Annotated in this window: 21 protein-coding genes; 6 read left to right on the top strand and 15 right to left on the bottom strand. The window is 59.0% G+C overall.

The annotated features are described in order from the left end of the window. The 3 genes from JCM12296_RS14300 to JCM12296_RS14310 all read right to left on the bottom strand — a co-directional run. Window positions 1–289, bottom strand: a 289-nt coding sequence (locus tag JCM12296_RS14300) for an alcohol dehydrogenase catalytic domain-containing protein (RefSeq protein ID WP_246804315.1), incomplete at its 3' end; no start/stop codon positions are given. A 22-nt stretch (window positions 290–311) separates the two neighbouring features. Then, window positions 312–1,502: a glycine C-acetyltransferase gene (locus JCM12296_RS14305; RefSeq protein WP_054694255.1), complete on the bottom strand. Its 1,191-nt coding sequence runs from the start codon at window positions 1,500–1,502 to the stop codon at window positions 312–314. Between the two features lie 30 nt (window positions 1,503–1,532). After that, window positions 1,533–2,552, bottom strand: a complete 1,020-nt coding sequence (locus tag JCM12296_RS14310) for a GGDEF domain-containing protein (RefSeq protein WP_054694258.1) — start codon at window positions 2,550–2,552, stop codon at window positions 1,533–1,535. Window positions 2,553–2,878: 326 nt separating this feature from the next. On the opposite strand from JCM12296_RS14310, the gene JCM12296_RS14315 reads away from it, so the two are divergent. Together JCM12296_RS14315 and JCM12296_RS14320 are read left to right on the top strand one after the other, a co-directional pair. Then, window positions 2,879–4,837 (top strand): ATP-binding response regulator, encoded by a 1,959-nt coding sequence (locus JCM12296_RS14315; RefSeq protein ID WP_218188090.1) that lies wholly within the window; start codon window positions 2,879–2,881, stop codon window positions 4,835–4,837. Between the two features lie 88 nt (window positions 4,838–4,925). After that, window positions 4,926–7,598, top strand: coding sequence for a response regulator (locus JCM12296_RS14320; RefSeq protein WP_172683905.1), 2,673 nt, complete (start codon window positions 4,926–4,928; stop codon window positions 7,596–7,598). Between the two features lie 26 nt (window positions 7,599–7,624). Here the strand turns inward: JCM12296_RS14320 and JCM12296_RS14325 are convergent, their stop codons facing one another. From JCM12296_RS14325 to JCM12296_RS44510, 3 genes are read right to left on the bottom strand one after another with little or no spacing between them, the layout of a single operon-like run. Beyond that, the gene (locus tag JCM12296_RS14325; RefSeq protein ID WP_054694268.1) at window positions 7,625–7,987 is read right to left on the bottom strand and encodes a hypothetical protein; all 363 of its coding nucleotides are present in this window, start codon (window positions 7,985–7,987) and stop codon (window positions 7,625–7,627) included. An 18-nt stretch (window positions 7,988–8,005) separates the two neighbouring features. Beyond that, entirely contained in the window at window positions 8,006–9,067 is a 1,062-nt protein-coding gene (locus JCM12296_RS14330; RefSeq protein WP_306304027.1) for a methyl-accepting chemotaxis protein, read from the bottom strand. After that, window positions 9,049–10,299: a hypothetical protein gene (locus JCM12296_RS44510; RefSeq protein WP_054694274.1), complete on the bottom strand. Its 1,251-nt coding sequence runs from the start codon at window positions 10,297–10,299 to the stop codon at window positions 9,049–9,051. The genes JCM12296_RS14330 and JCM12296_RS44510 overlap by 19 nt, the downstream gene beginning before the upstream one ends. Before the next feature lie 464 nt (window positions 10,300–10,763). Here JCM12296_RS44510 and JCM12296_RS14340 point away from each other — a divergent pair, with 464 nt between their 5' ends. Beyond that, a complete protein-coding gene (locus tag JCM12296_RS14340) occupies window positions 10,764–12,269 on the top strand; it encodes a sensor domain-containing diguanylate cyclase (RefSeq protein ID WP_172683906.1) in 1,506 nt (501 codons plus the stop codon). 63 nt (window positions 12,270–12,332) lie between these two features. On the opposite strand, the gene JCM12296_RS14345 is transcribed toward JCM12296_RS14340, so the two are convergent. The 4 genes from JCM12296_RS14345 to JCM12296_RS14360 form a co-directional block, all read right to left on the bottom strand. After that, window positions 12,333–13,151 carry a Rossmann-like domain-containing protein gene (locus JCM12296_RS14345; RefSeq protein WP_054694280.1) on the bottom strand — a complete coding sequence of 273 codons (819 nt, stop codon included), beginning with the start codon at window positions 13,149–13,151 and terminating at the stop codon, window positions 12,333–12,335. A 223-nt stretch (window positions 13,152–13,374) separates the two neighbouring features. After that, window positions 13,375–13,860: a prolyl-tRNA synthetase associated domain-containing protein gene (locus tag JCM12296_RS14350; protein WP_054694282.1), complete on the bottom strand. Its 486-nt coding sequence runs from the start codon at window positions 13,858–13,860 to the stop codon at window positions 13,375–13,377. Then, window positions 13,857–14,669, bottom strand: a complete 813-nt coding sequence (gene speB, locus JCM12296_RS14355; protein ID WP_246804321.1) for an agmatinase — start codon at window positions 14,667–14,669, stop codon at window positions 13,857–13,859. The genes JCM12296_RS14350 and speB overlap by 4 nt, the downstream gene beginning before the upstream one ends. Beyond that, window positions 14,551–15,801 carry a deoxyhypusine synthase family protein gene (locus tag JCM12296_RS14360; RefSeq protein WP_054694286.1) on the bottom strand — a complete coding sequence of 417 codons (1,251 nt, stop codon included), beginning with the start codon at window positions 15,799–15,801 and terminating at the stop codon, window positions 14,551–14,553. The genes speB and JCM12296_RS14360 overlap by 119 nt, the downstream gene beginning before the upstream one ends. 200 nt (window positions 15,802–16,001) lie before the next feature. On the opposite strand from JCM12296_RS14360, the gene JCM12296_RS14365 reads away from it, so the two are divergent. From JCM12296_RS14365 to JCM12296_RS14375, 3 genes are all read left to right on the top strand, one after another. Continuing rightward, the gene (locus JCM12296_RS14365) at window positions 16,002–16,961 is read left to right on the top strand and encodes an MBL fold metallo-hydrolase (protein ID WP_054694289.1); all 960 of its coding nucleotides are present in this window, start codon (window positions 16,002–16,004) and stop codon (window positions 16,959–16,961) included. Window positions 16,962–17,137: 176 nt separating this feature from the next. After that, the gene (locus JCM12296_RS14370; RefSeq protein ID WP_054694292.1) at window positions 17,138–17,875 is read left to right on the top strand and encodes a DsbA family protein; all 738 of its coding nucleotides are present in this window, start codon (window positions 17,138–17,140) and stop codon (window positions 17,873–17,875) included. A 276-nt stretch (window positions 17,876–18,151) separates the two neighbouring features. Next, window positions 18,152–18,445: a hypothetical protein gene (locus tag JCM12296_RS14375; protein ID WP_157067619.1), complete on the top strand. Its 294-nt coding sequence runs from the start codon at window positions 18,152–18,154 to the stop codon at window positions 18,443–18,445. A gap of 24 nt (window positions 18,446–18,469) precedes the next feature. Here the strand turns inward: JCM12296_RS14375 and JCM12296_RS44515 are convergent, their stop codons facing one another. From JCM12296_RS44515 to JCM12296_RS14395, 5 genes are all read right to left on the bottom strand, one after another. Further along, a complete protein-coding gene (locus JCM12296_RS44515; protein WP_246804317.1) occupies window positions 18,470–19,441 on the bottom strand; it encodes a hypothetical protein in 972 nt (323 codons plus the stop codon). Window positions 19,442–19,536: 95 nt separating this feature from the next. Continuing rightward, on the bottom strand, window positions 19,537–21,555 hold the full coding sequence (locus tag JCM12296_RS14380) for a hypothetical protein (RefSeq protein WP_246804318.1): 2,019 nt from the start codon (window positions 21,553–21,555) through the stop codon (window positions 19,537–19,539). 150 nt (window positions 21,556–21,705) lie between these two features. Further along, window positions 21,706–22,404, bottom strand: a complete 699-nt coding sequence (locus tag JCM12296_RS14385) for a lysophospholipid acyltransferase family protein (RefSeq protein WP_054694300.1) — start codon at window positions 22,402–22,404, stop codon at window positions 21,706–21,708. Window positions 22,405–22,535: 131 nt separating this feature from the next. Continuing rightward, entirely contained in the window at window positions 22,536–23,375 is an 840-nt protein-coding gene (locus JCM12296_RS14390; protein ID WP_083456152.1) for an HDOD domain-containing protein, read from the bottom strand. 7 nt (window positions 23,376–23,382) lie between these two features. After that, window positions 23,383–25,263 carry a GspE/PulE family protein gene (locus JCM12296_RS14395; RefSeq protein WP_054694302.1) on the bottom strand — a complete coding sequence of 627 codons (1,881 nt, stop codon included), beginning with the start codon at window positions 25,261–25,263 and terminating at the stop codon, window positions 23,383–23,385. Between the last annotated feature and the right edge of the window lie 389 nt (window positions 25,264–25,652).

Here is a 25,652-nt window from a genome sequence, read left to right on the forward strand (position 1 = left end):
CGCAGGTGATGTGGCCTTCCGCCGAGACGCGGTCTCCGACCTTGAGCCCCCTGACCTCGCTGCCCATGTCGGTGATGATGCCGACGAATTCGTGGCCGATGGCCATGGGCGTGGGAATGGTGCGTTGGGACCAGGCGTCCCAGTTGTAAATGTGGATGTCCGTTCCGCAGATCGCGGTCTTGATGATTTTGATCAGCACGTCATTATGGCCGACGCTGGGAAAGGGGACCTCGCCCATCCAGATGCCCGGCTCGGGCTTCAATTTGACGATGGCTTGCATGGTTTCCATTCGCGCACCTCGCTTTGGGGCGTCAGGGGATGACGTTCAATTCTCGGCCGACCTTGATGAAGGCCGCGATGGCCCGGTCCAGATGCTCCCGGGTATGGGCCGCGGAGATTTGGGTGCGGATACGGGCCGCGCCCTGGGGCACCACGGGAAAGCTGAAGCCCACCACGTAAATGCCTTCATCCAGCAAACAGGCGGCCATTTCCTGGGCCAGGCGGGCATCGCCGAGCATTACCGGGATGATCGGGTGGTGGCCGGGTACCAGGTTGAATCCGGCCGCCTGCAGCTTCTCCCTGAAATAGCGGCTGTTCTCCCGGAGTCGATCCAACAGGGCCGAACTGTCTTCCAGAAGATCCAGCACGGCGATGGCCGTGGCGGTGATCACCGGTGCCAGGGTGTTGGAAAACAGGTACGGTCGCGAGCGTTGGCGCAGCCAGGCGATGATCTCCCGCCGACCGGCGGTGTAGCCGCCCGAGGCGCCGCCCAGGGCTTTTCCCAGGGTGCCGGTGACAATGTCCACCCGGTCGGCCACTCCGCAGTACTCCGGTGTCCCCCGGCCCTTTTCACCGATGAACCCCACCGCGTGGGAGTCGTCCACCATCACCAGGGCATCGTAGCGTTGGGCCAGATCGCAGATGCCTTTCAGATTGGCGATGATGCCGTCCATGGAGAAGACCCCATCGGTGGCGATGAGGCGGTAGCGGCAGTCGGCCGCCGCCTTGAGCTGTTGTTCGAGGTCGGCCATGTCGTTGTTGGCATAGCGCAACCGCCTGGCCTTGCTCAGGCGGATCCCGTCGATGATGCTGGCATGGTTCAGGGCATCGCTGATGACCGCATCGTTTTCGCCGAGCAGGGCCTCGAAGAGTCCGCCGTTGGCGTCGAAGCAGGAGCTGTAGAGGATTGTGTCCTCGGTCCCCAGAAAGCGGCTGAGGCGATCCTCCAGGACTTTGTGGATCCTCTGGGTACCGCAGATGAAACGCACCGAGGACATGCCGAAACCATAGTCCGCCAGGGCAGCCTGGGCGGCCTTCACCAACTGCGGGTGGTTGGCCAGTCCCAAGTAGTTATTGGCGCAGAAATTGATCACGCTGCGGCCGTCCTGCACGGTGATGGCGGCCTGCTGGGCGGAGGTGATCACCCGTTCGTCCTTGAAGAGGCCGGTTGATTTCAGCGTCTCGATTTCTTTGGCCAACTGGTCGAGTAGTGGGTGGCGCATGACAAACCTCCTTTTGCCGGTTAGCAGCGTTTAGAAACAGGTGACGCGATTGCGGCCGTTCTCCTTGGACGCATACAAGGCCTTGTCGGCGCGCTGGATAAACGCCTCTGCGGTTTCATCGGGTTGATACAGGGTGACTCCGAAGGAGAGCGTGACCTGCCCCAGGCTTTCACCGCTGTTTTTCTTTTTCAGATCCAGTTCGTTGAAGGTGCGCCGCATGTTTTCCCCCAGTTTGACGGCTCCTTCCAGCGGCGTATCGGGCAGTAGGACGGCGAACTCCTCGCCGCCGATGCGGGCGACCAGGTCCCGGCCCTTGACGGATTCCTTGATCGTGGCGGCAACCATACGCAGGACATTGTCCCCCACCAGGTGGCCATGGGTGTCGTTGATCTTTTTGAAATGGTCGATATCGGCGATGATCAGACACAATGCCGACTTGCTTGCCTCGCTCTTCTGGATGGCCAGCTTCAGCGCATCGGTGAAACCCCGGCGGTTGGCGATGCGGGTCAGGGGGTCCTTGAGTGCTTCCTTGCGGTAGCGGGCCATCTTGAGCTTCAATTGATCGATCTCGCGCGTGGCTTGCTGAAGCTGCTCCCGAAAGGCGCTGCTGGAGGATTCCAGGCACTTGATTTCATCCTTGATCCGATTGACAAGATTTTCCACGTCGGCTTCGGGAAGATGAGGGACCAAGGCGTCGTTGATGCTTTCCAGATTGTTCTCCGATGTGGAAAAATTCTGTCGGGTGGTTTTAATGGCGCCGATGATTTCGGCGAATACTTTTTTCAGTTCTTCCCGCACCCGATTACTGACGGCTTCCGTGTGACCGATGATATGCTGGTTGTAGAGCTGGCGAAGCATGTCTGCGGAGAAATGGCCGTTTCCCTCCACATGGGCATCGAGGCAGGCGTTGAGGGCTTCGTTCCTGCCGGATGCATATTCGTACCAGACACAATAGTTCAAGGGATCCGTGGGGAGTCCGTATTTACCGAGTCGTTCCAGGGCCAGGCGCAGATACTGACGGGAGGTGTCGAGTGTGTCTTCATAATACATGGGATCCGTCACTCTCTTTGTGGGGGGTGATAGCAACCGGAAAGGGTTGCATGGGCAATCGGTGTCGGCGCGTCTGTTCAGGCTGAAGGGTTTCGTTCGCTTGCTGAGCGAATGATTATTATCTATGCACTGAAACAAGAAGTGTCAATTAAAATCACCAGGATAGGCAAGCCTGGAGGCCCACAATTTGCTTGACCGTCACGGATCGCCTGTGCATAATCACATCGTCTTAAGAAACCTATCATCACCCATCCGATCCGGCATCCGGTAACCTGGCTTGATTGACGGACATGCCCTTGATGGCAACCTTGGAGGCCCGTATTCCCATGCAAAAGAAGGTCCTGGTGGTCGACGACAACCGGATGATCCTTAAATTCCTCTCCAATCTGATAGAGGCCGGGGGGCATGAGGTGAAAACCTGCGAAGACGGTCTTGCCGCCTTGAGCCTTCTGACCGCCTACCAGCCGGATATCGTTTTTGTCGATCTGATCATTCCCAAGATTGGTGGCGACCGATTGTGTCAGATCATCCGTACCATGGAGCACATGAAGCACTGCTATTTGGTCATCATCTCCGCCGCCATTGCCGAGATGGATCTGGATTTCAGGAAGATCGGCGTGAATGCCTGCATTGCCAAAGGTCCTTTCGGCCAGATGGGCAAGCATGTGCTGGCGGCCATCAATGACTCGGCGGATCCGTCAAGGTCGATCGCCGAACACGAAATCCTGGGAATCGCCTCGATGGACGGCATTCCCGTTTTTGCCCGCCGCATGACCAAGGAGCTTTTGGGCCGGAATCGTCATCTGGAAACCATCCTGGAGAGCATGAACGAGGGGATCGTCGAGATGTATACCGGGCAGGTGGTTTATGCCAACTCTGCCGCCGTCAATCTGTTTGGCGTCCCGCTACAGCATTTGCTGTCCGCCCGTCTCGGGGAGTTGTTCGCGGAAAATTACCGGGAGCATATCGATGCCTTGGTACAGGGCCGCACCAAGACCTCCGCCGTCGGCCTGGACCGGCCGCTGGAACTCAACGGCCGCCAGATCGTGGTCCGCAGCTTTCCCGTCAAGGGGGAATCCGACACCACGATTCTGCTGATTACCGACGTGACCGCCCAGCGCGATCTGGAGTATCAACTGCAGCATATGCGGCGCATGGATGCCATCGGCAACCTGGCCGGCGGCATCGCGCACAACTTCAACAACCTCTTGATGGGCATCCAGGGCAACGTTTCCATCCTGATTCAGGACAAGAAAACCGGTGATCCCGGCTATGATGAACTGGCCGGCATCGAACGCTGCATCGACAGCGGAGCGAAGCTGACCCGTCAGTTGCTCAGCTTCGCCAAGGGTGGGCAGTATTCCATGGAGATGGTCGACCTCAACGGTATCATTGAAAAGTCGGTCGGCATGTTCGCGCGGACGCGCAAGGAAATCAACGTGGTTTCCCATCTGGCGGAAGATTCCGTCATGGCCGAGGTGGATGCCTCCCAGATCGAACTCGTCTTGATGGATCTTTTCGTGAATGCCTGGCATGCCATGTCCAAAGGCGGCCTGTTGACGGTGAGCACCACCACCGTGGCCCTGGACGAGATGTTTGTCAAACCCTATCATCTTTCTCCCGGACAGTACCAATGCATCGCCGTGGCCGATAACGGTGCCGGTATGGATGAGAAGACTGTTGAGCGTATTTTCGAACCGTTCTACACCACCCGGCACATGGGCGAGGGAACCGGGTTGGGCTTGGCATCGGTATTCGGCATCATCAAAAAACACCGGGGCATCATCACCGTGGAGAGCCGATTGGGGTACGGGACGACCTTTTTCGTCTACCTGCCGGCGGCCCGGATTCTGCAAAAACCCAAGGACGCGGTGGCGCCGCCAGCGGGCGCGACGGAACAAACCCTGAAAAAAGGATCGGGAACCATCCTGGTGGTGGACGATGAGGAATATATTCTCAGGGCTGACCAGGCCATGCTCAGCGAACTCGGCTATACCGTCATGCTGGCCAACGGCGGAAAGGAGGCCCTGAAGGTATTCGAGGCCAACAAGGACCGCATTGATCTGATCATTCTGGACCTGATCATGCCGGACCTCAGCGGAGAGCTGGTCTATGACCGGGTGAAGGCCCTTCAGCCCAACGTCCGCGTGATTCTCTCCTCGGGCTACAGCATCGAAGGACAGGCGGAAACCCTTTTGAAGAAAGGCTGTGAAGGTTTTATCCAGAAGCCCTACAACTTGAGTCAGCTTGCCGAGAAAATCAGAGAGACGCTTGACGGCAAATAGACCGCATTGACGTAAATCACATTGAATCAGATTACAGTGACTTCCGTCGATGGGTGATCAGACCGTTATAAAAGAAAGGGCCGACACGATGGCGGACCACGCCTTTCCAAAACCTTCCCGGAACATCGTCCATCGGCTGCTTAATCTCCGGAATCATTTCAGCGTCGCCCGCCTGTCCGATCGTGTCCTGCTGATGGGCCTGGGCGTGGTCTGCGTCTACTGGGTTTTTGAATCCATCCTGTTCTGGCTTACCGCCGAGGAAGGCACCTTCTTGGGCGCGTTCTTCAACCCCGGCTACAACGAGCTTCTCAGCCGGTTGCTGGTGTTGTGCTTTTTCATGATTTTCGGCTCCCAAGTGGGCCACATCCTGCGCCAACGGCAAGCCCTCAACGAAGCCCTGGCCGGCAGCGAGGAAAAACACCGCACGATCATCGCCAATATCGAGGACGGCTATTTCGAAATCGATATATACGGCAAATTGACGGCCTTCAACGACGCCTTCCGCAACATCACCGGATATGCCGCGGAACAATTGGCCCTGCAGGATTATGGCCGCCTGCTGACACCCGCGGAAACGGAGCGGGTATTTGGTGCTTTTCAGAACGTTCGACGCACGGGGCGGGCCATCAAGGACCTGGGGTTCGTGATCGTTCGCCATGATGGCGCCCGGCGCTGGGTGGAAACGTCGATCTCGCCGATTACCTCCGCCGACGGCAACTTGCGAGGCTACCGGGGCATCCTGCGGGATGTGACCCGCCGACGGCAGGCCGATGCCTTGAAGCAGGAGAAGATGGCGGCCGAGGCGGCCAGCCGCTCGAAGAGTGAATTCCTGGCCAATATGAGCCACGAGATCCGCACGCCGCTCAACGCCATTATCGGATTGGTCGAACTGCTCCTGGCCTCGCAGTTGTCCCAGGAGCAGCGGGAAGACCTCAAGGTGGTGCAGTCGGCCGCGTACGCGCTTTTGTCGGTAATCAATGACATCCTTGATTTTTCCAAGATCGAAGCCGGCAGATTGGAGCTGGAGCGCTCTCCCTTCAATCTGCGGGATTTTCTCGGCGAAGCCCTCAAAATTTTGGCGGTTCGGGCCCACGAAAAGCGGCTGGAGCTGGCCTACCGGGTGGCACCGGACGTCCCCGACCGGTTGGTGGGCGACCACCATCGGTTCCGTCAGGTTCTGCTCAACCTGATCGGCAACGCCGTCAAATTCACCGATGCCGGTGAAATCGTCGTTTTCGCCCAGTGCGAATCGCTGGCGGATGACCGGCTGGTCCTGCATGTGGCCGTTCGTGATACCGGCGCGGGCATTCCCACCGGAAAACAGGTCATGATCTTTGAGGCCTTCAGCCAGGCCGACGGCAGCACCAGCCGGAGATATGGCGGTACCGGCCTGGGACTGGCGGTCAGTGCCCAGCTGGTCAACCTGATGGGCGGGCGGATTTGGGTGAAGAGCACCCTGGGCGAAGGCAGTGTTTTTCATTTTACCATGGCCTTTGACGTCGATTCCAGCCAACCGGAAGATCACCATTTGCCGGCGGATATCGATTTGAGCCGCATGCAGGCCCTGGTCGTTGACGACAACGCCACCAACCTGAAGATTCTGTGTGAAATGCTGTCCAGCTGGAAGATCACGGCCAAAGCGGCCACGTCTGCCGAAGAGGGACGGGAGCTGATCGACCAACTGCGCCAGCAAGGCGAGACGATCGATCTGGCGTTGATCGATTCCGATCTGGATCAGGAGGGCGCGCTTGCCTTGATCCGCCACCTTCACCGCCAGGCGGGTGAGGGGGCGCGGATCACCCTGATGCTGACCACCACCACGGCCAAAACGGCGGATCGCTTTCAGCGGGAAGGTATCGCCAACGTGGTCACCAAACCGGTTCGTCCGTCGGATCTTCTGGATGCGGTCATCAAGGCTCTTTCCGAAGAGAACATGCCCATGGCGACGTGGCGCGAGATCAAAAGCACCGATGCTCGGACCACCCTGCCACCGCTGGATATCCTCGTCGCCGAGGATACGCCGTTCAACCAGAAATACATCCGCCGGCTGCTGGACAACTGGCGCTGCCGAACCACCGTCGTTGCGAACGGCCGCTTGGCCATAGAGGCCTGGTCCCATAAGCGGTTCGACCTGATTCTGATGGATGTCCAGATGCCGGAGATGGATGGCCTTAGCGCCACGGCGAGAATCCGCGACTTGGAGCGGGAAAAAGGCGGGGGGCATATCCCCATCATCGCCATGACCGCCCACGCCATGAAAGGCGACCGGGAACGCTGTCTTGATGCCGGCATGGACGATTACGTTCCCAAACCCATCGCTTCCGCCAGCCTGCACAAGGCCATTGCCCGGCTGTTGCCTTCCATGGTGGGCGCGGATCCGATGCGCCTGCCGGTGGCGGACGGCGGCGAAACAGCCCTTGACGACGAACTGGCCGGGCTGATGGCGGCATTCAACAATGACGGCGCTTTTTTCAAGGATGTGGCCGGGATGTTCCTCAGCGATTATCCGCCCATGCTGGAAACCCTCGCCCAGGCGATTGCCCGTCAGGATGGCGATCTGCTCCGTCGGACCGCCCATGCCCTCAAGGGAATGGCTCGTAATTTTCAGATTGAGGACGCGGCCGCCACGGCCTTGCAAATCGAGCAAATGGGAGGGCAGGGGCACATCGACGCGGCCGCTGGCCTGACGCAGCGGCTATCCGACGAACTCGCCCGGTTTGAAGGACGGTTGAAACAGATGATGGCCCGGGCCCCTGGATAACCCAGCAAGGGCAAGGCGGTTTCAGGCTATTGGGACTGCGATGCAGCGGTTTCCCCACGGGTGTCCACGATGATGTGACGCAGCATCTCCCAGGCCTGCTGCTCTTTGTGGCGTTCCCTTTCGGTGGCGGTCTCGTGGGATGCGTTGCCGGTGGAGTAGACAATCGCCGGCTGCCCGTTGGGACGCGTGATCGTCCGGGTTCCCATGGCCTGTTCGGTTGCCGTTTGGGCGCGGGCGGCCGCAATTTCGCTTTGCAGCATCATCTGGATGGTTTTCTCGCTGACCCCGTTCTGCTTGAGCAGCAGGATTTCCTGAGCCGTCAGGGCATGCGCCACAAAGGGCATGCCCAGCCAGAGGCAGATGATTCCCCCGCATAAGAAGCGTTTCATGCCATTTCCCTTCCTTTTTTATATTTTAAACCGTCCAACCATATCGTTGAGCTTTTCGGCTAGTTGGGAGAGTCCTTCGGCACTCAGGCGAACCTGTGAACTGCTGTTGGCAATTTCGCCGGTGGACTGATTGACCTCGCTGATGGATTGTGTGATTTCACCCGCTACGCCTGAACTCTGGGCGACGTTTTCATTGACTTCGCCGACACCCTCTGAGATTTGCGCAATGTTTTCGGCGATTTCCTTGGTGGCGGAGGATTGTTCTTCCACAGCGGTCGCAATGGTGGCAACGATTTCATTGACGGTGTCAATCACCTTGCCGATCTGATTGATGGACTCGATCGTGCCATTGGTGGAGCCTTGGATATCCTCGATTTGTCCTTTGATGTGCAACGTGGCCTCGGACGTCTGTTTGGCCAACTCCTTGATCTCGTTGGCGACCACGGCAAAACCTTTTCCAGCCTCGCCTGCCCGGGCCGCTTCAATGGTTGCATTAAGGGCCAGCAAATTGGTCTGTTCAGAAATCTCGGTGATGGTCTCGGTGACTTTTCCGATGCTTTGGGCCGACCTGCCCAAGGTCGTCATCCGCTGCCCGGCGTCTTTGGTCTGGGAAACCGCCTGATCGGAAATCGCCCTGGCTTTTTCAGCGTTTTTAGCGATCTCGTTGATGGTGGCGGTCATCTCTTCGGCCGCCGCCACCATCCCGCTGTTGGTACTGGACTGCTCCATGGCAGCGGACACCGAGCTCATATTGACACTCATCTCCTCTGTTGCCGTGGCCACCGTTTCGGACATCCCCAATGTTTGCTCGGCGCTGGCCGACATCTGTTGGGAGATCGCCGACAATTCCGTGGAAGAGGAGGACAAGGTCTGTACGCCTTTGGTGATATTCTTGATCATGGCATGCAATTTGTCCATAAATTCATTGAAGCGTTGGGCCAGGTCACCGATTTCATCCCGGCTGGCAACTGGCAAACGGGTGGTCAGGTCCCCCTCGCCCTCGGCCAATTCAGTGAGGTTGGCGACCACTTTCTGCACCGGCCCGACGATGGACCGCGTTATCAGCAAAGCGACCACCACGATGGCGGCAATGCCGATGGCAGCGACGATGAGGGCCCCCCATTGAAGGGATTTGACCGCGGCAAAAGCCTCGGCCTCGTCGATTTCGGCCAACAGCGCCCAGTCCAGGCCTTCGAATTCCAGTGGTGTGTAAGCGGAGAGAACCGGGTTGCCGTTGTAGTCGATGACGATTTTCTCTTCGGTCTTTCCTGCCAAGCAGCCCGGCTGGCTTCGGTGTCTACCTTCCCTTTATCCGGATGGCGGAATGATGCGACAACGGAATGATGTTCCGGATCTAAATAGGAATCCGATCGCATCAGCAGATCGTGGCCCACCAGATAGGTTTCGCCGCTTGTGCCCATGCCAGCCCGTTCCTGCATGATCTTTTTCAGATTATCGATGGGAAACTGAAACATCAGGATGCCGATCTTGCGTCCCTCGCTGAATATTGGCGATGCCACGAAGCCGGCCGGCGCTTCATAGGAAGGGAAATAGGGCTTGAAATCGGTGAGGATGACCGCATTGGCGGAGCTGGCGGCATTGGCCTGACGGAAGGCCTCGGCAAAATTGGTGCCGGCATAGGGCCCGTCGGTCAATGAAGTTGCAAAATCAAGCTCCTTGAACACCGAGTAGACAATTTTGCCTGTATTTGGGTCTACCAGGAAGATATCGTAGTAACCGAATTTTTTTAAATAATTTCGGATGATCGGATGGTACTGCGCATGGAGCTGACTGTACCGGGATTGATCATCCGCACGATCCAAGGCATCCTTGGTGCCCAGGGGGTGGGGATTCGCCTTGATATAGTGGTACTGAAGGGCCACTGTACGGCTGTCGAGTTGTCCGACAATGGTGTCGACCGTGGGCGATTGTCCGTTGTTCTGTTTCTGGTATGCGGTGCTAAAATCCTGGTGGTAATAGGTCGCGAGCTTATTGCGTAGCGCGTCTACATTCTGATCGTTCAGCGCGTTTTCATCCACAAACGTTTTGAAGGCCTTGGAGAAGCCATCCATGGCGGAGACGATCATACGGTTTTCCGAAAAGGTGAGCGCCTGATTTTCAATGGTCTGCAGGTAGCCCAAGACCTGCCCTTTCTTTATGTCGCGCATGCTTCGTATCTGGGCAAAGGCCTGGTCGTGAAGGGCCGAGTTTGCCTTGTTCAAGGCCACGATGGCCATTAAGGCAAAAGGAATGATTCCGACACTTAGAAAAGCGATCAGGAGCTTGAATTTAAGAGTGAATTTTTGAAACATTGTGTTGTAAGGCCTCCTACCTTTTACTTCGCAGTTAGGTGCTTCGTTACTTCATGGGATTGTATATCGGGGACTCTTTGTTTCAGACGAGTCCTTAAATTGAGTTTTGGTTGCCTTTTCCATACAGCAATATTACAGCCTAAAACCTGGAGTATTGCCTGACATTCCTTGCCGGTCTTAGTGGTGCTGAATCAATTCTTGTGCCAACCTGAGATGATGCTTCAGATACGACCCGCCATACCGGTTTCGGCTGTCATTAAAGGAGATTATGATGCTTTTGAACGATTCTGATGCGATTGGATGGTGTATGTCGTTCCCGTTTTTCAGAGAAGTCTGCTAAAGTGAAAATAATTTTAATTCCGCCTGATTCATTTTGGCAGTCATCGATACGAGCCGACGGAAATATGAAAAAGCTCGAAACGTCTTACGTGATGAAGGAAGACTTGTGCGATAAAGGAAGATCCATGCAGAAAGAATCGAGGTGTACAGAGACGGTGATGGCCGAAAATGAGCGCCTGCGCCGGCAAATCGACGAATTGCAAGGCCTCGAGGCCCGTTGCCAGCGGGCCGAGACGGCGCTTGCCGCCATCGAGACCCGCAACCAGCTTCTGAGCGATGCGGCGCCATTGGGGATTTTCACCATTGACGCCCAGGGTCGGGTTACCGGCATCAACCGCAGGGGACAGGCGCTGTTGGGCCCGTTGATGGACGGTGACCCCAGGTCTGCCAATCTGTTCGATGATGCGTCCATGGGCAACGCGGGACTGACCGAGGACCTCCAGCACTGCATGACCCTGCGGCGACCGATTACTGTCGAGCATTCCCATGCCGATCGCCAGGGGAATGGGTTTTGGCTGCGCTACTATCTCAGCCCGGCACCGACCCAGGATGGGGCGATCGATGGGGTCATGGCCATCGTTGAAGATGCCACCGACCTGAAACGTACCGAAGAGGCGTTGCGAGATAGCGAAAAGCGCTACCGCCAGCTGTTTCAGTCCGCCCCCATCGCCCTGATCGAGTGGGACGTATCGCAGCTCAAAGCCCATCTGGACCTGCTGCGGGCCTCGGGGGTAACCGATTTCGACGACTATCTGACCCAACATCCCGATGCGATCCGGCATTGCTGGGAGCTGATCAAGACGGTCGATTATAACCAGGCCTTCTTGGAACTGATGGGCATCGCCGATCGCGCCGGTCCCAAGGGGGCGTTCCTGCCCACCCATGCGGACGATTTCGTGAAGATGGCCCGTGAGGTGATCCTGGTGACCGCCGATGGCAATACCGCCGTTGAACGGGAGGCGAGCATCGTCACCACCAGCGGCGAGCGAAAAATCGTTTTGGGGAAATCCCTGGCTGTCTCCGGCCATGAGGAGACCCTGGCCCGGGTGGCGATCGCGCTTCTTGATATCTCCCAACGCAAGCGGGCCGAGGCGGCCCTGCGCGAGAGTGAACGCCGCTTCCGCGAACAGGCCTTCCGGGATGGTCTCACCGGATTATACAACCAGCGTTATCTCTACGGTTCCCTGGCCACCTGGGCGGAACGGGCCAAGGCCAACGGCACGCCGCTTTCCCTGATTTTCATGGACCTGGATCACTTCAAGCGCATCGTCGATACCCACGGGCACCTCAACGGCAGTCGGGCCATTCAGAAGGTTGCCCAGACGATCAACCGTTGTCTGGCGGAACCCGCCTATGCCGTGGCCTATGCCGGCGACGAGTTCGTGGTGGTTCTGCCGGGAATGAACGCCCAAGCGGCGTTGGCGAAAGCCCAGGAAATTCGGTCCACGATGAATACCACTGCCTATGAGCTGGAAAAAGGCGTCGTGGTGCAACTCAGGGCCAGTTTCGGAATTGCGACCTTCCCCGAGGATGCCAGCGACCTGAAGCGCCTGATCGCCGCCGCCGACCAGGCGCTTTTCGCCATCAAGGGGGCCGGTAAGAATGCCATCGGACAGTATCGCTCGGCCTGAGAGCTTGCTTGAAAACCCTAATCCAGGGTTTTCAAACAAGCTCTGAGCGGCGGACGCGTCCGATCAGGCAACCGGCGTTTCCCGCGCCCAGGCCACGAACTGGACGCCCAGTTTCTTGAACGCGCGAAACGACAAGCCTTGACGAATCCCGTCGAACACCGGAGCCACGGTGACCACCCGGCAACCCGCCAGGACGTCGGCGCCATATTCAAAAAGCACCGGCGAAAGCGGGGTGGTGGGGCCGATGATGATCGTATAGGCCTGGGGGGCCTTTTCCAGGTATGCGGCCATGGCCCGGGTGAGCAGGGTAGTGCCGGTCAGGCCGAGTACCTTGCAGCGACCTAGGGTTTTATCCCATTGCGCCGGTGCGGTACGCCCGGGAACATCGCGCAGCTCGAAGAGATGCAGGCGTTGCACCTGTTGCCGCAGACGCTCCACGAAGGGGAATTCGCCGACCAGGACCGTCTCTCCGTCGCGGCCTTTTTCGGCCATGATCGCCGATGCCTCGATATCCGGCGGGTTGGCTGGTGCTGTGGTGGCGGTGTTCAGGGCTGCGGCGCCCAGGCTGATGGAAAAGGCCTGGGACGAACGAAGCAATTGAGCCGCGGTAAGCAGGGAGCTGCCGATCAATCGGTCTGCCAGGTCGCGCTCGTCGGCCGAGGGGGCCGCACCCAATGTGGATGCCAATCCGGCAAACACACTCCCGTTTTCCTCGGCGCGAACGCCGATGAAGTGGGCGCCCACGGCAATCTCGGTGATCGCCGCCGTCGGCCGGTGCATGGCTTGGATCAGATCTTCGATCAGTTGGCGTTCCCGCCCTTCGACGGGACGCACCGCGGGGAGACCCGGCCCATCGTGATGGCTGCATGTATGGTGGATCATGGAGGCTCCTTTCATACGGATTTGTAAAAACCCCGATATCGGCTTACGCTTCATCCCTCGTCACTGCGGCGTACGCAAAAAAAGTACGCTGCCTACGGCACCCGCGATAGCGGTATTCTCGGGATTCGCAAGCCTTGATCTCGGGATTTTTCCTCACTTATATCCGGCCCTATGATGGGATTGTCAAGCCTCTGGAGAACTTACAGGACGACGCCATGGCGCCTCACTGAGCCGGCACATCCAGAACCGTGGGGACGTGGCCGGTGGCGGCCAGGAAATCGCGGATGCCTTTAAGGGAAATCACCAAGGTCGCCGTATTGACCAGGGGGTGGCATTGCAGCGCGTCGGCATTCCAGATGGCCTGGTCGATGACAACACCCACTTGGCCGTCCATGTCGTTCATCGCGCCGAGAAGGGTGACCGAACCGGGTTCCAGCTTCAGATGCCGGGCCAGCCGGTCGGCGGAGGCCAGGCGCAGCCGTTTGGCGCCCAGGGCTTCACCCAGCGATTTGAGATCCACGGATTTCTCATCGGGTACGGTGACGAGAAAGTGGCGTTTGCCCTTGTTGTCGCAGACGAAGAGATTTTTTGTCTTCTGGCCGGGCAGGTCGGGGACTAGACGGTTGACATCCGCGCAGGTGAATACCGGTGGATGGTCGTAGCGTTCGTAGGTAATGCCATGGGTTTCAAGAAACGGGTAAATCTTCATGGCGCCTTTTCTCTCCCGATAAATCGCATGCCGATCATTTTATAGATCAATTTGGCCGTGGCAAAGGCCGAGTTGGGGTCGCTTTCGCGGTGCGAAAGTTCGACCACGTCGAATCCGATCACCGTTTTGGAGTGGAACACCGTTTCGAGGATCTCCATGGCTTCGTCCCAGAGCATGCCGCCCGGTTCCGGGGTGCCGGTGCTGGCGATCACGCTCCAGTCGAACACATCCACGTCAACGGTGATGAAAAGATTCTCCGGCAACCGGGCCAGTTCAGCTTCCAGGTCGAAATGCCCCCGACGATAGCGGTGCATCGTACACAGGGAGAGATCCGTTGACTTGGCCAGACGGGCCTCTTCGACCGACATGCTGCGAATGCCGATCTGCAGCGTCCGATCGGTGATTTCGCGAATGCGCGCCATGGTGCAGGCGTGACTTAGGGCGCTGCCCGCGTAGCTGTCGCGCAGGTCCGCATGGGCGTCCAGCTGAAGCACGCCGAAATGGTTGTGACGTTTGGCCAGGGCGCGCACATAGCCGGTGGTAATGGAGTGGTCGCCGCCGATCACGACCACGAATTTCTCCTGATCCAGGAGGGCGGCCGTCGTCTCCTCCAGCGAGGCCAACATGGCGTCGGGGGTATCGGGAATTTCCGGCTGGACCACGGTGGCGATCCCCACCCGGCAGGGTTCATCATCCAGAACTTCGTCGTACAGCTCCAGGTAGTGGGAGGCCGCAATCACGTCGGCCGGTGCCCCGGCAGTGCCCCGTCCGTAGGAAACGCCGCCCTCGTAGCCGTAAGGGACCACCACCACCTTGGCGCGGGACAGGTCGCACTGGTCGTCGGAAAGGCCGAGAAACGGGGCCGGGTGGGGCGTCATCGGGTCGCTCCAGTTTTTGCACCAGCGTTTGCATGCGGTCGCACAGGCCGGCCGGCGACCGGGGTTGGCAAAGATCGGTCACATAGGCGGCCAGCAAGGGGAAGATGATGCTGTACTCACCCCACACCTGCACCAGGTTGGCCTCGTCGGCCTGCTGGTACTTGCCCCAGGTGACCGCCTCGCCGAAGGTACAACTGGAGAGGCTGCCCTCGCGCTCCACGGCCGTGCCGATCTGGATGCCACGGTCGGCGCCCTCGAAATCGATGCCCAGAATCTGGCTGATGGTCGGACCGGTTTGCTGGATGAAGTTCTTCGGACCGCCGCCACCCAGCTCCACGAATCCGGTCTGTTCGGCGCCAAAGGCAATCGCCGCCGAGTGGATGATGTCCCGCTGGGGCGACAACTGCACCGGCAGGCCTTCATGATCGGTGCGCGCCAGGTTCATGGCGATGGAGTGGTTGGCCAGCGAATCCCAAAAGATCGGTACCCCACAGCGGGCCGCGGCGGCGGTGAAACTCAGCTCGGGGTGGGGGGCGGTTTCGGCAACCCACAATCCCAACTGGTAGTTGAATTCCCACGAGGCCAGCGGCCCCCGGGAGAGCCGGTCATGGCGCTCCTTAACGAAACGGCGCACGATGGCGTCCTGGGCTTCGAGGGTTTCCTTTTCGCGAATGCCGATGTCGTAGATGCGCGTGTCGCCGTGGCGGCGCAGCTGATCGTCGTCCCAGTTGGGATGGATCGACTTGACCGGCAGGCTGAAGGCGAAGTGCAGGTCGTGGTAGACCTGGGCACCGGTGGAGCAGATCACGTTGACGAATCCGGCCTCGATGAGCGAGATCACCATGCCACCCATTCCACCGGCGATGCCGGCACCGGCGATCCCCAGCCAGATGGTGTCCCCCTGGTCGATCATGCGCTGAAACAGCGCGGCCGCCCGACGGACATTGCGGGCCTCGAAACAGGTCCGGCCCATCAGATCCACCAAGGCGGGAATGCTTAATCCCCTGGTGAGACGTTCCGGGACGATGTCCGGGGCATGTGTGAACAGCGATGGTTTATCCATGGGATCTACCTCTTTTTTTCTGATAAGGACAAAGCGTAACGCCGATATCAGGCTTCTTACGAACCCGTCAAGCATAATCCTTCTCGCCCTAACGATAACCCCGAAATCCATCTCATGCCGCCTTGACACCGGGTGCAAACCACGTTAAGCACATTATAAATGTGCATTTACCCACAAACCATCCATTCAGGGGGGAGCATATGCGTACGTCATTGGCAATCAAGGCGGTTGACCGGGTCGAGATCCTCACCCTTCAGGACAATACCATCGATATGCTCCAGCAGGATAACAATGCGGTGATCCAACGGGCCATGCCGGTAAAGGACGGTGAGATGAGAACCAGCATCCTGGCCGAGCATGGCTTTTCCTCGCTGGTCACCGTTACCCGAGGGGATGTCTCGCGGACGATGCTGTTCGATTTCGGCTACTCCGCCCATGGGGCGGCATTCAACGTCGACGCGCTGGGTGTCGACCTGAGCCGGGTGGAGGCCATGGCCCTTTCCCACGGCCACCTGGATCATATCGGCGGACTGGCGGCGCTGGTCGCGAAAACCGGTCAAAAGGGGCTCCCCTTGGTGGTCCACCCGGCCGCCTTCCGGGGACCGCGATACCTGCAAACGCCCGCAGGCACCCGGATCAACCTGCCGGGTTTCAGCCGTGAGAAAGCCGCCGACGCCGGCGTGACGGTGGTCGAGACGGACGCGGCCCATCCCATGCTGGACGACATGGCGGTTTTTCTGGGACGGATTCCGCGAGTGACGCCTTTTGAGCAGGGGGCGCCCAATCTTTTTTGTGAAATTGATGGCCGACCCCAGCAGGACCCCTTTGACGACGATTCGGCCATGGTTTTCCATGTCCGCGGTCAGGGGTTGGTGGTGCTTTCCGGCTGCGCCCATTCGGGAATCGTCAATACGGTCATGCACGCCCGGGAGGTGACCGGTATCGAATCCGTCATGGCCATCATGGGCGGTTTTCATTTGGCCAATGTAGACGAGGAGAAGGTCCTCCAGCCGACCATCGCGGCGCTCAAGGGGCTGGCCCCCCGCTACATCGTTCCCACCCATTGCACCGGCCGACGCGCCGTCCAGCGGATCGAGACGGCCATGCCGGATCAGTTCGTTCTGAACATGGCCGGCACGCGGCTGACATTCAGCGCCTAACCCGTCCAGCCGCACACAGACCCTTTGCCAGCGGCGTGCGCCTCTTGCACGGATGCCGGCTTTTGTTGTATCGTACCTCTCATTTCCGTGGGCCATTTTCGTCACCCATCCCGCCGGAGCAGAAGGTTCCGGCATTTTCCCAAGACGCTTTTATACCGGCTACCCAGAGGAATCCTATGCTGAAACGTTTGAAGTGGACGATCGTCCTGGCTGTTTTACTCATGCCGGCCACCGCCATTGCCGCCGTGTCGGCCGAAACGCTGATCCAGGCCGATGTCGGCGCGCCCGTATTGGACGTCACCACCAGCCCGGAAGACGATCTGGCCTTTTTGCTGACCCCCAAGGCGGTGCTGATCTATTCCGTCGACGAGAAGAAAACCGTCGACCAGATCCCCCTTGAGGGGGTATACGACCGCATTGCCTTTTTAGACAGTGAGCGGTTGGTGCTGACCCGCGCCAAGTCCTCCCAGATCGACGTGATCCGTTTCAACCGGATCTACGCCATCGACCTGAAGGACCGGATTACCAAGGGCCCGGCCCATGCGCCGGTGACCCTGGTGGTGTTCGATGACTACCAATGCCCCTATTGTGCCCGTCTGGATCGGTATATCAAGGAGCAGATCCTGCCCCAGTTTCCCGATGAGGTGCGCTACGCCATCAAGCATTTTCCCCTCTCCAGCCATCCGTTTGCCTACGAGGGTGCCATGGCGGCCCTGGCTGCCGGGAAGCAGGGTAAATTCTGGGAATTCCACAGCCGGTTGCTCGCAAACCACAACCAGGTCAACGAGACCAAGATATTGGAGATCGCCTCGGAACTGAAATTGGATATGCAGCAGTTCAACAAGGATCGCACATCAGAGGCACTCCGGAAAAAATCAGTGAGGATGTCGATAACGGCCATGCTATCGGGGTGACTGGAACACCATCGATTTTTATCAATGGAAAGCGCTTCAAGAAAGGCGACTTGATTGAGACCATCCTTCGTGAAGTCGGCCGCTGAGACCGGTCGTGGACACGGTCGATGACCACCGGGCGGAGCGCGACCGGTCTGCCCCCTGGAAAATGTCCTGAGAATCGAAGCCATTGCCGCTTTCGAGCCCATGGGCTATGATTGAAAAAAAGAGTGGATGTCGCCGGCCGGTGGAGGAAAAGATCCGGCCGGGCAACCCTTGCCGGAAGGGAGGTTTTCCGTGAAAACGCACATGATCTGGTTGCCACTGGCCGCCGCTGCCTGTATTGGCCTTTTGGCCTGTACCCACAGGCCTTACCATCCCGATAAACCGGATCGCGCGTGGGCGTCCGACCATGCGGATTGCGAGGTGGCGGTGCGGACTGAAATCCGTGACGAACCGGCGGCCTATGATCAGTTTGACGAGATGAAAATGATCAAGGCCTGCATGAAGGAAAAGGGGTGGCGCTGGGAACGGGCCAGCTGGTTCACGTTCAAACCCGTGGAGGCGGAAAAGGCGCCTGACAACAAGTAGGCGTAGGCCGCGTTTCTCGCCGAATCATCCCGCCGGATCCTGTTGATGGATGACGCTTTTGGTCAGCAGGCGATCCATGGCCTTGAGGTAGCCCGGTGCGCACTGAAGATAGAAGGAAAGCCCCTTGGAGAAGTTCATTCCCACCACCCCGTCGATAAACATCTGACTGATTTCCCGTTCCCTTCTGAGAATTTGTTGGCAACCGGCCAGAATGTGTTGTTCCTCGTCGGACATGGTTTTGATCAGGTATTTGAAGGCCGTGCGCGCCCGTGGCTGGTACATCCAGAAGTAGAGCAGGTCCAGGGCGCCGATAACGATCAATTTCTCCATGCCCTTGGCGTCGGCATTGGCGTCGATCCCGCCTTTTTCGATGGTTTCAAGGGTTTCCCAGACATTCAATTCCGGAAACTGCGCCTCCAGCTGGCCGTAGGTAGCGAAGAGCTGGGAAAGGGTGTCCGCGTAATCCTGAAATCGGGTTTGAATGTTGGTGAACCGATCCGCCGTGCCCTCGATGATTCCCGCCACCGTGTCCGATGCGGCTTTTGAGATCACCGCGGCCCATTTCTGAAGTTGACCTTCGATGCCGACCACCCCGAGAAACGTCATGAGCGTTCCGATGAGCATGTTGAAGAGGATGGCGATGGGGATCGAAAGGACGCTGCGGAAGAAGTTGGCGTAAACCGCTCCCCGGGGAAATCCGCGAAAGAGGTTGTGACTGGAAAGATAAATCCCGTTGGCAATGGCCATGACCGTATAGAGCGCCATGGAATTGGTGGCTGTGGTGATGCCCAAGACCCGATCGAGCAGAACGGTTTTGACCAGGTAGTCCAAAAGGGGAACGGAAAACCCGGTGAAGAGCAGGGAGTCGGAAATACGCACCCAGCTGACATAGTCGTTCCAGCGCAGCAGCGGCGAGCGACTGATGCCGCCACCCCCCAGGACCGCCTGGAGGATGTTGCGCACGCCGGTGATGCCGAACCAGATGAAGGCCCCCAAATAGGATAGGACCCACCAGTCATTGTTCAGGAAAAAGGAGAAAAAGGCCGGAATGAACCCCAGGAGAATTTTCAGGCCGTTGCTGACCTGAGAATTCAGGTAGAAGAGAAACGCCGGGGCCGGGATTTGACCTCCGGCTCCGGTGTCAATCGCAGGCCGTTGTCCGAGCGGTTGGCGATGCCGCCCAGGGTGACCACGTTGCCGGCGGAATCCATATGGGTCAGGTGGGGTTGGACCAGCCAGTCGATCTGGCGCATCTTGCCCAGCAGCTTGAGCACGGGCAGGTGCTGGAGCAGCCGCTGGTAAAGGCCCTGGGAACCCTTGGGACTTTCGTAGGGAATGTAGGTGACACGCTTGTAGACCGGGATGCGGAAAGGGATGACGCTGCGTAGAGAGGTCTGCTGCGGCTCACCGGTCACGCAGGCTTGCTCCTCGGGGAGCAAGGGCAGCCGGTGCCGGCAGATCCGGCGGGCCGAGTCGGGCAAGCTGTCCAGAATGGCCAGCCCCATGCCGTACATGCGCGCCGAGTGGCCGGTGGAATCGCTGCCGAGGCGCGGTTCGAGGTGCATGGAGGCATACATGGCCGTAAAGGCCAGGATATCGTGGAGAATGATGCCCAGCTTCTCGATACGGTCGGCTTTACCGGCCGCCGGCGGGGCGGTGGCCAGACGTTTGACCATTTTGCGGATGACCCGCTTCAGATTGATGGTGTTGCCTTCGTTGATGGCCAGCTGCAGCTGGCTGATCTCCTCGATATGGCAAGCCTTGCCGCTGGTGTAGTCCTTGAGATTGAAGAGCTCGATGCGCGTGATCAACCCGTCGCAGTCGTAAAGGATCTCCACCACGTCCTCGGGCAGAAGATCGGTCAGGTTCAGGGTGATCCGGTAGGCGCTGTGCAGGTCGATGACCCGCTCCAGCAACTCACGGGGCGAGAGCTTCAAGAGGGCCGGTAAATCCACGTCATCCCGTACCGCATTGGGGTCGGGCACGTCGGGATTGGCCGATGCCCGCAAAAACCGCCTTGCAATGGCTTCCGAATCGAGGTCGTTCATCCGGTCGACCAGGGTGGCGATTTCTCCGCGCCGGTTCTCATCGGCCGCTGTGTACGCCTGGCGCAAGTCCGTTACCCGTTGTTGCATCAGGGGGATGAGCTGCAGGTGGATGTATTTGGCCAGATGCAAGATGGAGGGTTGGCCAGGCCGCACGAAATTCAGGAACGCCTCGACGTCCAGCGGCGGCAGGTCGACTCCCAGGTCATGGTTCAGCGTTTGCCGGTGGGTTCGGTTGAAGGCGGCTAGGATCTCGAGGACATAGCGCTGACGGTAACGCGTTACCTCACGACCCTGGTCCATCAGCCGCCGCACCGGCTCCTCGGCCAGAAAACAGAGGAACGCCTGGGCATCGGAAAAGCCCCTCGGCACCCAGATCAGGTGAATGTATTTTCCCCTGAAGCGGGCTGAGAACTCAATCCCGATGCGCAGTTCGACACCCATGACCTGGGCCGCTTCGAGCAGTTCGGCGGCAGACGGGGGGTCGATGAAGTTGTAGTAAATCACCCGCAGGCGCCGGATGCCCTTGATCCAGGCATCCATGATGAGATGGGAGGCGGACTTGCGTCCCTTGGTGTTGATGTCATGCACATGGTCGTCGAAGCCGAGCTGATTCCACGCCTCGGGCATCTCCAGCAGGTGATAGCGGCGCAGCATGGACCGGATGGTGCGGGGCTTGCCGGTGGCTACCTGACGGAAGTCGTGGGCCAACTTGAGCTGTTCGCTTTCATCGCCGTGCGCCCGGACCAGATCCTTCATGATCGAGAGCAGCACCCGCGCGGCATTCTTGGGCATGCTGCCCGCCGAGGCGTGCAACACCTCGTCGCGCAGGCAGCGCAGGGCGCTCAGCCGTTCTTCGATCGTGCCGGTTTCGAGGGATTTGATTAGGTGAATGACGGCGTAGGCGATGCGCAACCCCCGGGTTTCGGCCAGCTCCTTGATGCCGTGGGGGTGAAACCAGGGAAACAGGCCTTTCTTGCCGATGGCGTCCGGGGTGGCCTGACTGAGTACGCCATTGACGATTTTCAAAAGGTCGCGGTCGCGTTTGTCGAACAATAGGCTCAAAGGATCTTCCTCTAGGAATTCAGCGTTTTCTCTGATCAGGGGGCATCGGCGTGCCACTTTTCAAAGGTTGTTGGCATCCTATTAATTTACCCAACCACACGCTAAACTTCAACGATATTCGGCCTATTCGATGCTACGCGGAAGGTTGCCTCAGGGGTAATAGCGCTTTATGCTGTCAGGCGTTTCCCACCAGGCGTCGGTCTGCCGGACCCGTTTTTGAATCTGTTCTTCAACCGTCTGGCGCAGGGTTTCGAATGCCTCGGCGTCCAGGCGCCGGGGCACGTGGATGGGCGGGGTGAAGCGGATGATCACCCTTGAAAAGGGCTTGGGCACCATGAATCGGTCCCAGCTGTTGAAGGTCCAGCAACGCTCGGCGGAGGTGATGACGGGGACGATGGGGACGCCGGCAAACTGGGCGATGGTGATCAGGCCCGGCTTGACCACGCCGAAGGGACCCTGGGGGCCGTCGACGATATGGCCGATGCGGTAGCCTTGACCGGTAAGGGCGCGAATCTCCTTGAGGGCACGCATGCCGCCTTTTGACGAGGAACCGCGCACGGACCGCCAACCCAGGATGTCCACCACCCGCGCGATCATCTCGCCGTCGCGGCTCTGGCTGATCATGATGGCGATGGGCTTGCGGGTGGCGAAAAAGGTGATGCCGGGAAAAAAGCGCTGATGCCAGGAGGCATAGACCACACTGCCGTACCGGTCCAACGCGGATTGTTCGTTGACCTGATCCACCAGCCGGATATTGTATGTTTTTGAGATTAACTTGACCAGCAGCAGTCCGCCGCGCGGAAAAATCTGCCGGTAGGCCACATCCTTGAGGAGCTCTTTGAATTTCATGGGCGGCTGGCGAAAATGTTAGCGGTTTGGAATATTGGGCCTCTGGCCGGCAAGCATCCGATGAACCGCTATACGCCATCCGCAGGCAGCGGGTCAACCGCAAGGGGCACCGTATCGGATACTTTGTTCTTTTACCAGAATACTTTTGCGTCTTCGAGCTTGATTTCCAATTCGGCCAGGGCGATTTCGTCCAAACCGAAATAGTCGGCTTCGGGGGTGGCGGCCAGAACGCATGCCTCGGTGCCCCGCAAGCCGATACCCAGACTGTTGGTGGTGCGGTCGGCCAGTCGGATGATGGCCATCAGGTCATCACCCTTGGCGATTTCTGGCTTGTGGTGGTCGCGGGCGATCCGGCAATAGGCCTTGGGCAGGTTCCAGTAGCGCAACAGGGCGTAGCCGTAAGGCGCGTGAAAGGTATCCATCACCTCGCTGAGCAGAACGACCGCCGGCATCTCGTGGAGGGTTCCGTTGCGTTTGACCGCGTCGGTGACCGTCAGAATCAGCAGCTTGCCCATGTCGTGAAGCAGGCCGGCGGTGAAGGCTTCCTGGGCCCTGGCCTTAAGGCCGCAGCGGTGGGCGATCCACTGGGCGCTGACGGCCGTGCTCACCGAGTGCCGCCACAGCTGCTGCATCAGCGCGCGAACGAAGGGCTCATGGGCCTTGAACTGCTTCTTCTGGGAGACGAGGATGGCGATGTTGGCGATTTCCTGGTTGCCCAGGCGAACAATGGCCGCGCGTACGGTGCTGACCTTTTGCAGCCCCTTGTAAAAGGCCGAATTGCTGATGCGCAGGATCTGGCTGGTGAGTGACGGATCGCAGATGATCATCCGCTCGATGACGCCGGTATCCGGCTCCGCTTTGGCGGCCTCGCGCTGGATTTTCAGGCTGGTGGCGCTGAATACCGGCAGCACGGCCTTGCCGCTGGCCATATAGGCCTTGATGGTGTCGAGGAGAGAGGCGTCTTTTTGCATGGTCCGGTCACTTTCCCATCAGCCGTTCCAGGTCGCCGAGCGGCCGGGGTTTCTGGAAGCGGGGCAGGCAACGCATGATTTCGTCGATGGTGGTGATTCCCCGGGCCGCCTTGTAAAGGCCGTCTTCGAACAGGGTCACCAGGCCGGTTGTCTCCGTGCAGATGCGACGGATCTGATGGCTGGTCTTGCGCTGAATCAGCCCGTCGCGGACGGCTTCGTTGAGCACCAGGACCTCGAAGACCGCCACCCGTTTGCGATAGCCGGTATAGCGACAGTGGTCACACCCCAGGCCCTTGCGGAAGGTTGCGCCCTCGAGCTGGGAGAGGTCGATGCCGATCCGCAACAGATCCGTTGCCGTGAGGGTGTACGGCTGGGCGCAATGGGCGCAGACGCGGCGCAGCAGCCGCTGGGCCACCACGCAAACGACCGTGGATGAGATCAGAAAGGCATCGATGTCCATGTTCAGCAGCCGCAGAAGACCGCCGATGCTGTCCTCGGTGTGAAATGTGGTCAGCACCTTGTGGCCGGTCAGCGCGGCCTGCACGGCCACTTCGGCCGAAAAGGCATCACGGATTTCGCCGATGACGATGATATCCGGGTCCTGGCGCACGATATGCCGCAGGGAATCCTCGTAGGTCAGGTTGATTTTGGGATCGATGGAACATTGACCGATGCCGTCGATGATATACTCGACCGGATCCTCGGCGGTGATGATGCTGGTTTCCATGGTGTTGAGGTGATTGATGCAGCTGTACACCGTGGTGGTTTTTCCGGATCCCGTGGGGCCGGTGATCATGATGACCCCGCTGGGCCGGTCCAGGGCATCCTCGCGAAACTGGTGCATGACCCTGCGGGACATCCCGATCTGGTCGATGTCGAGCAGCTCCGTTTTTCGGTTGAGCAGCCGCAGGACAATCTTTTCGCCTTTGACCGTGGCGTAAAAGGAGACCCGGATGTCCGTCGGGTGGCCTTCATGATCAAAAAGGATCCGGCCGCCCTGATGCCGCCGCCGCTCGGCGATATCGGCCTTGCAGAGGACCTTGATGCGGCTGGTGAGCGAGGGCGCAAGGGCCAGGGGATAGTCACGGTGCAGAACCATCACCCCGTCAAGGCGAAAGCGTACCCGCAACCGATCGGAAAGCGGTTCGATGTGAATATCACTCACATCGGTGGCCTGGATGGCCTCGATAATGATCGTGTCCACGATCTGCACAACGGATTCGGACGTCTCCGACAGGGCATGCCCGGCGGCATGCTGGGGATTGAGATGCTCGATGGCGGCTTTGATGGACGGTTTGGTGGCAATCGCCGGAATCACCGGCAGGTGCATGGCCCGGATGGCCGCGTCGATATCGCGCTTGTCCAGGGGATCGGCAAACGCTACCAGGACCTTGCTCGCCTCCATGCGCACGGGGATGAAGAAGTGCTGTTCATAGGCCTTCACCGATCCGCGGGAGAAAAGTGCCGGATCGATTTTGAGCTGATCGGGTTCGATGAAGGGGAATCCCAGTTGCAGGGAGAGAACCCGGATCAGGGCGCGCTCCTCGATGAGATTATGGGCCACCAGGACTTCGCCGAGTTTGCGGGTATGTCCTTCCTTGGCCTGCAGGTCGAGGGCCAGCGTCAGGTCACGGGAACGGATGATGCCCATCTCCACCAGAAAGTCACCGATCCGCAAATGGGGGGACTTCTCCTGGAGGACCTGGCGGATTTCTTCATCCGAAATATAGGCCAACTCGCGAATGATCTCCAGCAGGGACTTTTCGGACTTGATTTTAGATTGAACGCGCAGGGCGTATTTGGCCTGTGTTTCGGTGAGTTTCCCGACTTCGATGAGCAGGCTGACGATCCTGCCGTACAATGCGGCTGATGCGTTGGCGTCGGTCACAACCCCTCCTGGTGATGGGTGCAATGGGCTCCGGGCCCGGTCGATGGTCCGTTTGGTCCCCTCATTAGCGCTACTATCGGCAAAAGGAACTGGATCCTGAAGATTTTTCAAGGCTTGACGTCGGGGCGCCTACCGGCATCATCTGGATCTTCCAATTGGTCTTTGTTCGGGGTAAGATAAACCCCTATCTTGACTTGCCAGCGGAAAGGATCAGCTTGCGTCGATTTACCTATCACCAGAAACGGGAATGGCGTGCCGCGGCCCAGCGTTCGGTGGTCATGGGGCGTTCCGGCATGGTTGCCACCAGTCACCCCTTGGCCTGCCTGTCGGGCTACCGGGCCATCCGGAAGGGCGGCAACGCCGTGGACGCCGCCGTGGCCATGGCCGCC

Source organism: Desulfosarcina cetonica JCM 12296 (assembly GCF_001311845.1).
GTDB classification, from domain to species: domain Bacteria; phylum Desulfobacterota; class Desulfobacteria; order Desulfobacterales; family Desulfosarcinaceae; genus Desulfosarcina; species Desulfosarcina cetonica.

Bases quoted from the DNA above. Each gene is read 5' to 3' on its own strand.
- JCM12296_RS14305 (WP_054694255.1), bottom strand. From the start codon at position 1,502: ATGCGCCACCCACTACTCGACCAGTTGGCCAAAGAAATCGAGACGCTG.
- JCM12296_RS14310 (WP_054694258.1), bottom strand. From the start codon at position 2,552: ATGTATTATGAAGACACACTCGACACCTCCCGTCAGTATCTGCGCCTG.
- JCM12296_RS14315 (WP_218188090.1), top strand. From the start codon at position 2,879: ATGCAAAAGAAGGTCCTGGTGGTCGACGACAACCGGATGATCCTTAAA.
- JCM12296_RS14320 (WP_172683905.1), top strand. From the start codon at position 4,926: ATGGCGGACCACGCCTTTCCAAAACCTTCCCGGAACATCGTCCATCGG.
- JCM12296_RS14325 (WP_054694268.1), bottom strand. From the start codon at position 7,987: ATGAAACGCTTCTTATGCGGGGGAATCATCTGCCTCTGGCTGGGCATG.
- JCM12296_RS44510 (WP_054694274.1), bottom strand. From the start codon at position 10,299: ATGTTTCAAAAATTCACTCTTAAATTCAAGCTCCTGATCGCTTTTCTA.
- JCM12296_RS14340 (WP_172683906.1), top strand. From the start codon at position 10,764: ATGCAGAAAGAATCGAGGTGTACAGAGACGGTGATGGCCGAAAATGAG.
- JCM12296_RS14345 (WP_054694280.1), bottom strand. From the start codon at position 13,151: ATGATCCACCATACATGCAGCCATCACGATGGGCCGGGTCTCCCCGCG.
- JCM12296_RS14350 (WP_054694282.1), bottom strand. From the start codon at position 13,860: ATGAAGATTTACCCGTTTCTTGAAACCCATGGCATTACCTACGAACGC.
- JCM12296_RS14360 (WP_054694286.1), bottom strand. From the start codon at position 15,801: ATGGATAAACCATCGCTGTTCACACATGCCCCGGACATCGTCCCGGAA.
- JCM12296_RS14365 (WP_054694289.1), top strand. From the start codon at position 16,002: ATGCGTACGTCATTGGCAATCAAGGCGGTTGACCGGGTCGAGATCCTC.
- JCM12296_RS14370 (WP_054694292.1), top strand. From the start codon at position 17,138: ATGCTGAAACGTTTGAAGTGGACGATCGTCCTGGCTGTTTTACTCATG.
- JCM12296_RS14385 (WP_054694300.1), bottom strand. From the start codon at position 22,404: ATGAAATTCAAAGAGCTCCTCAAGGATGTGGCCTACCGGCAGATTTTT.
- JCM12296_RS14390 (WP_083456152.1), bottom strand. From the start codon at position 23,375: ATGCAAAAAGACGCCTCTCTCCTCGACACCATCAAGGCCTATATGGCC.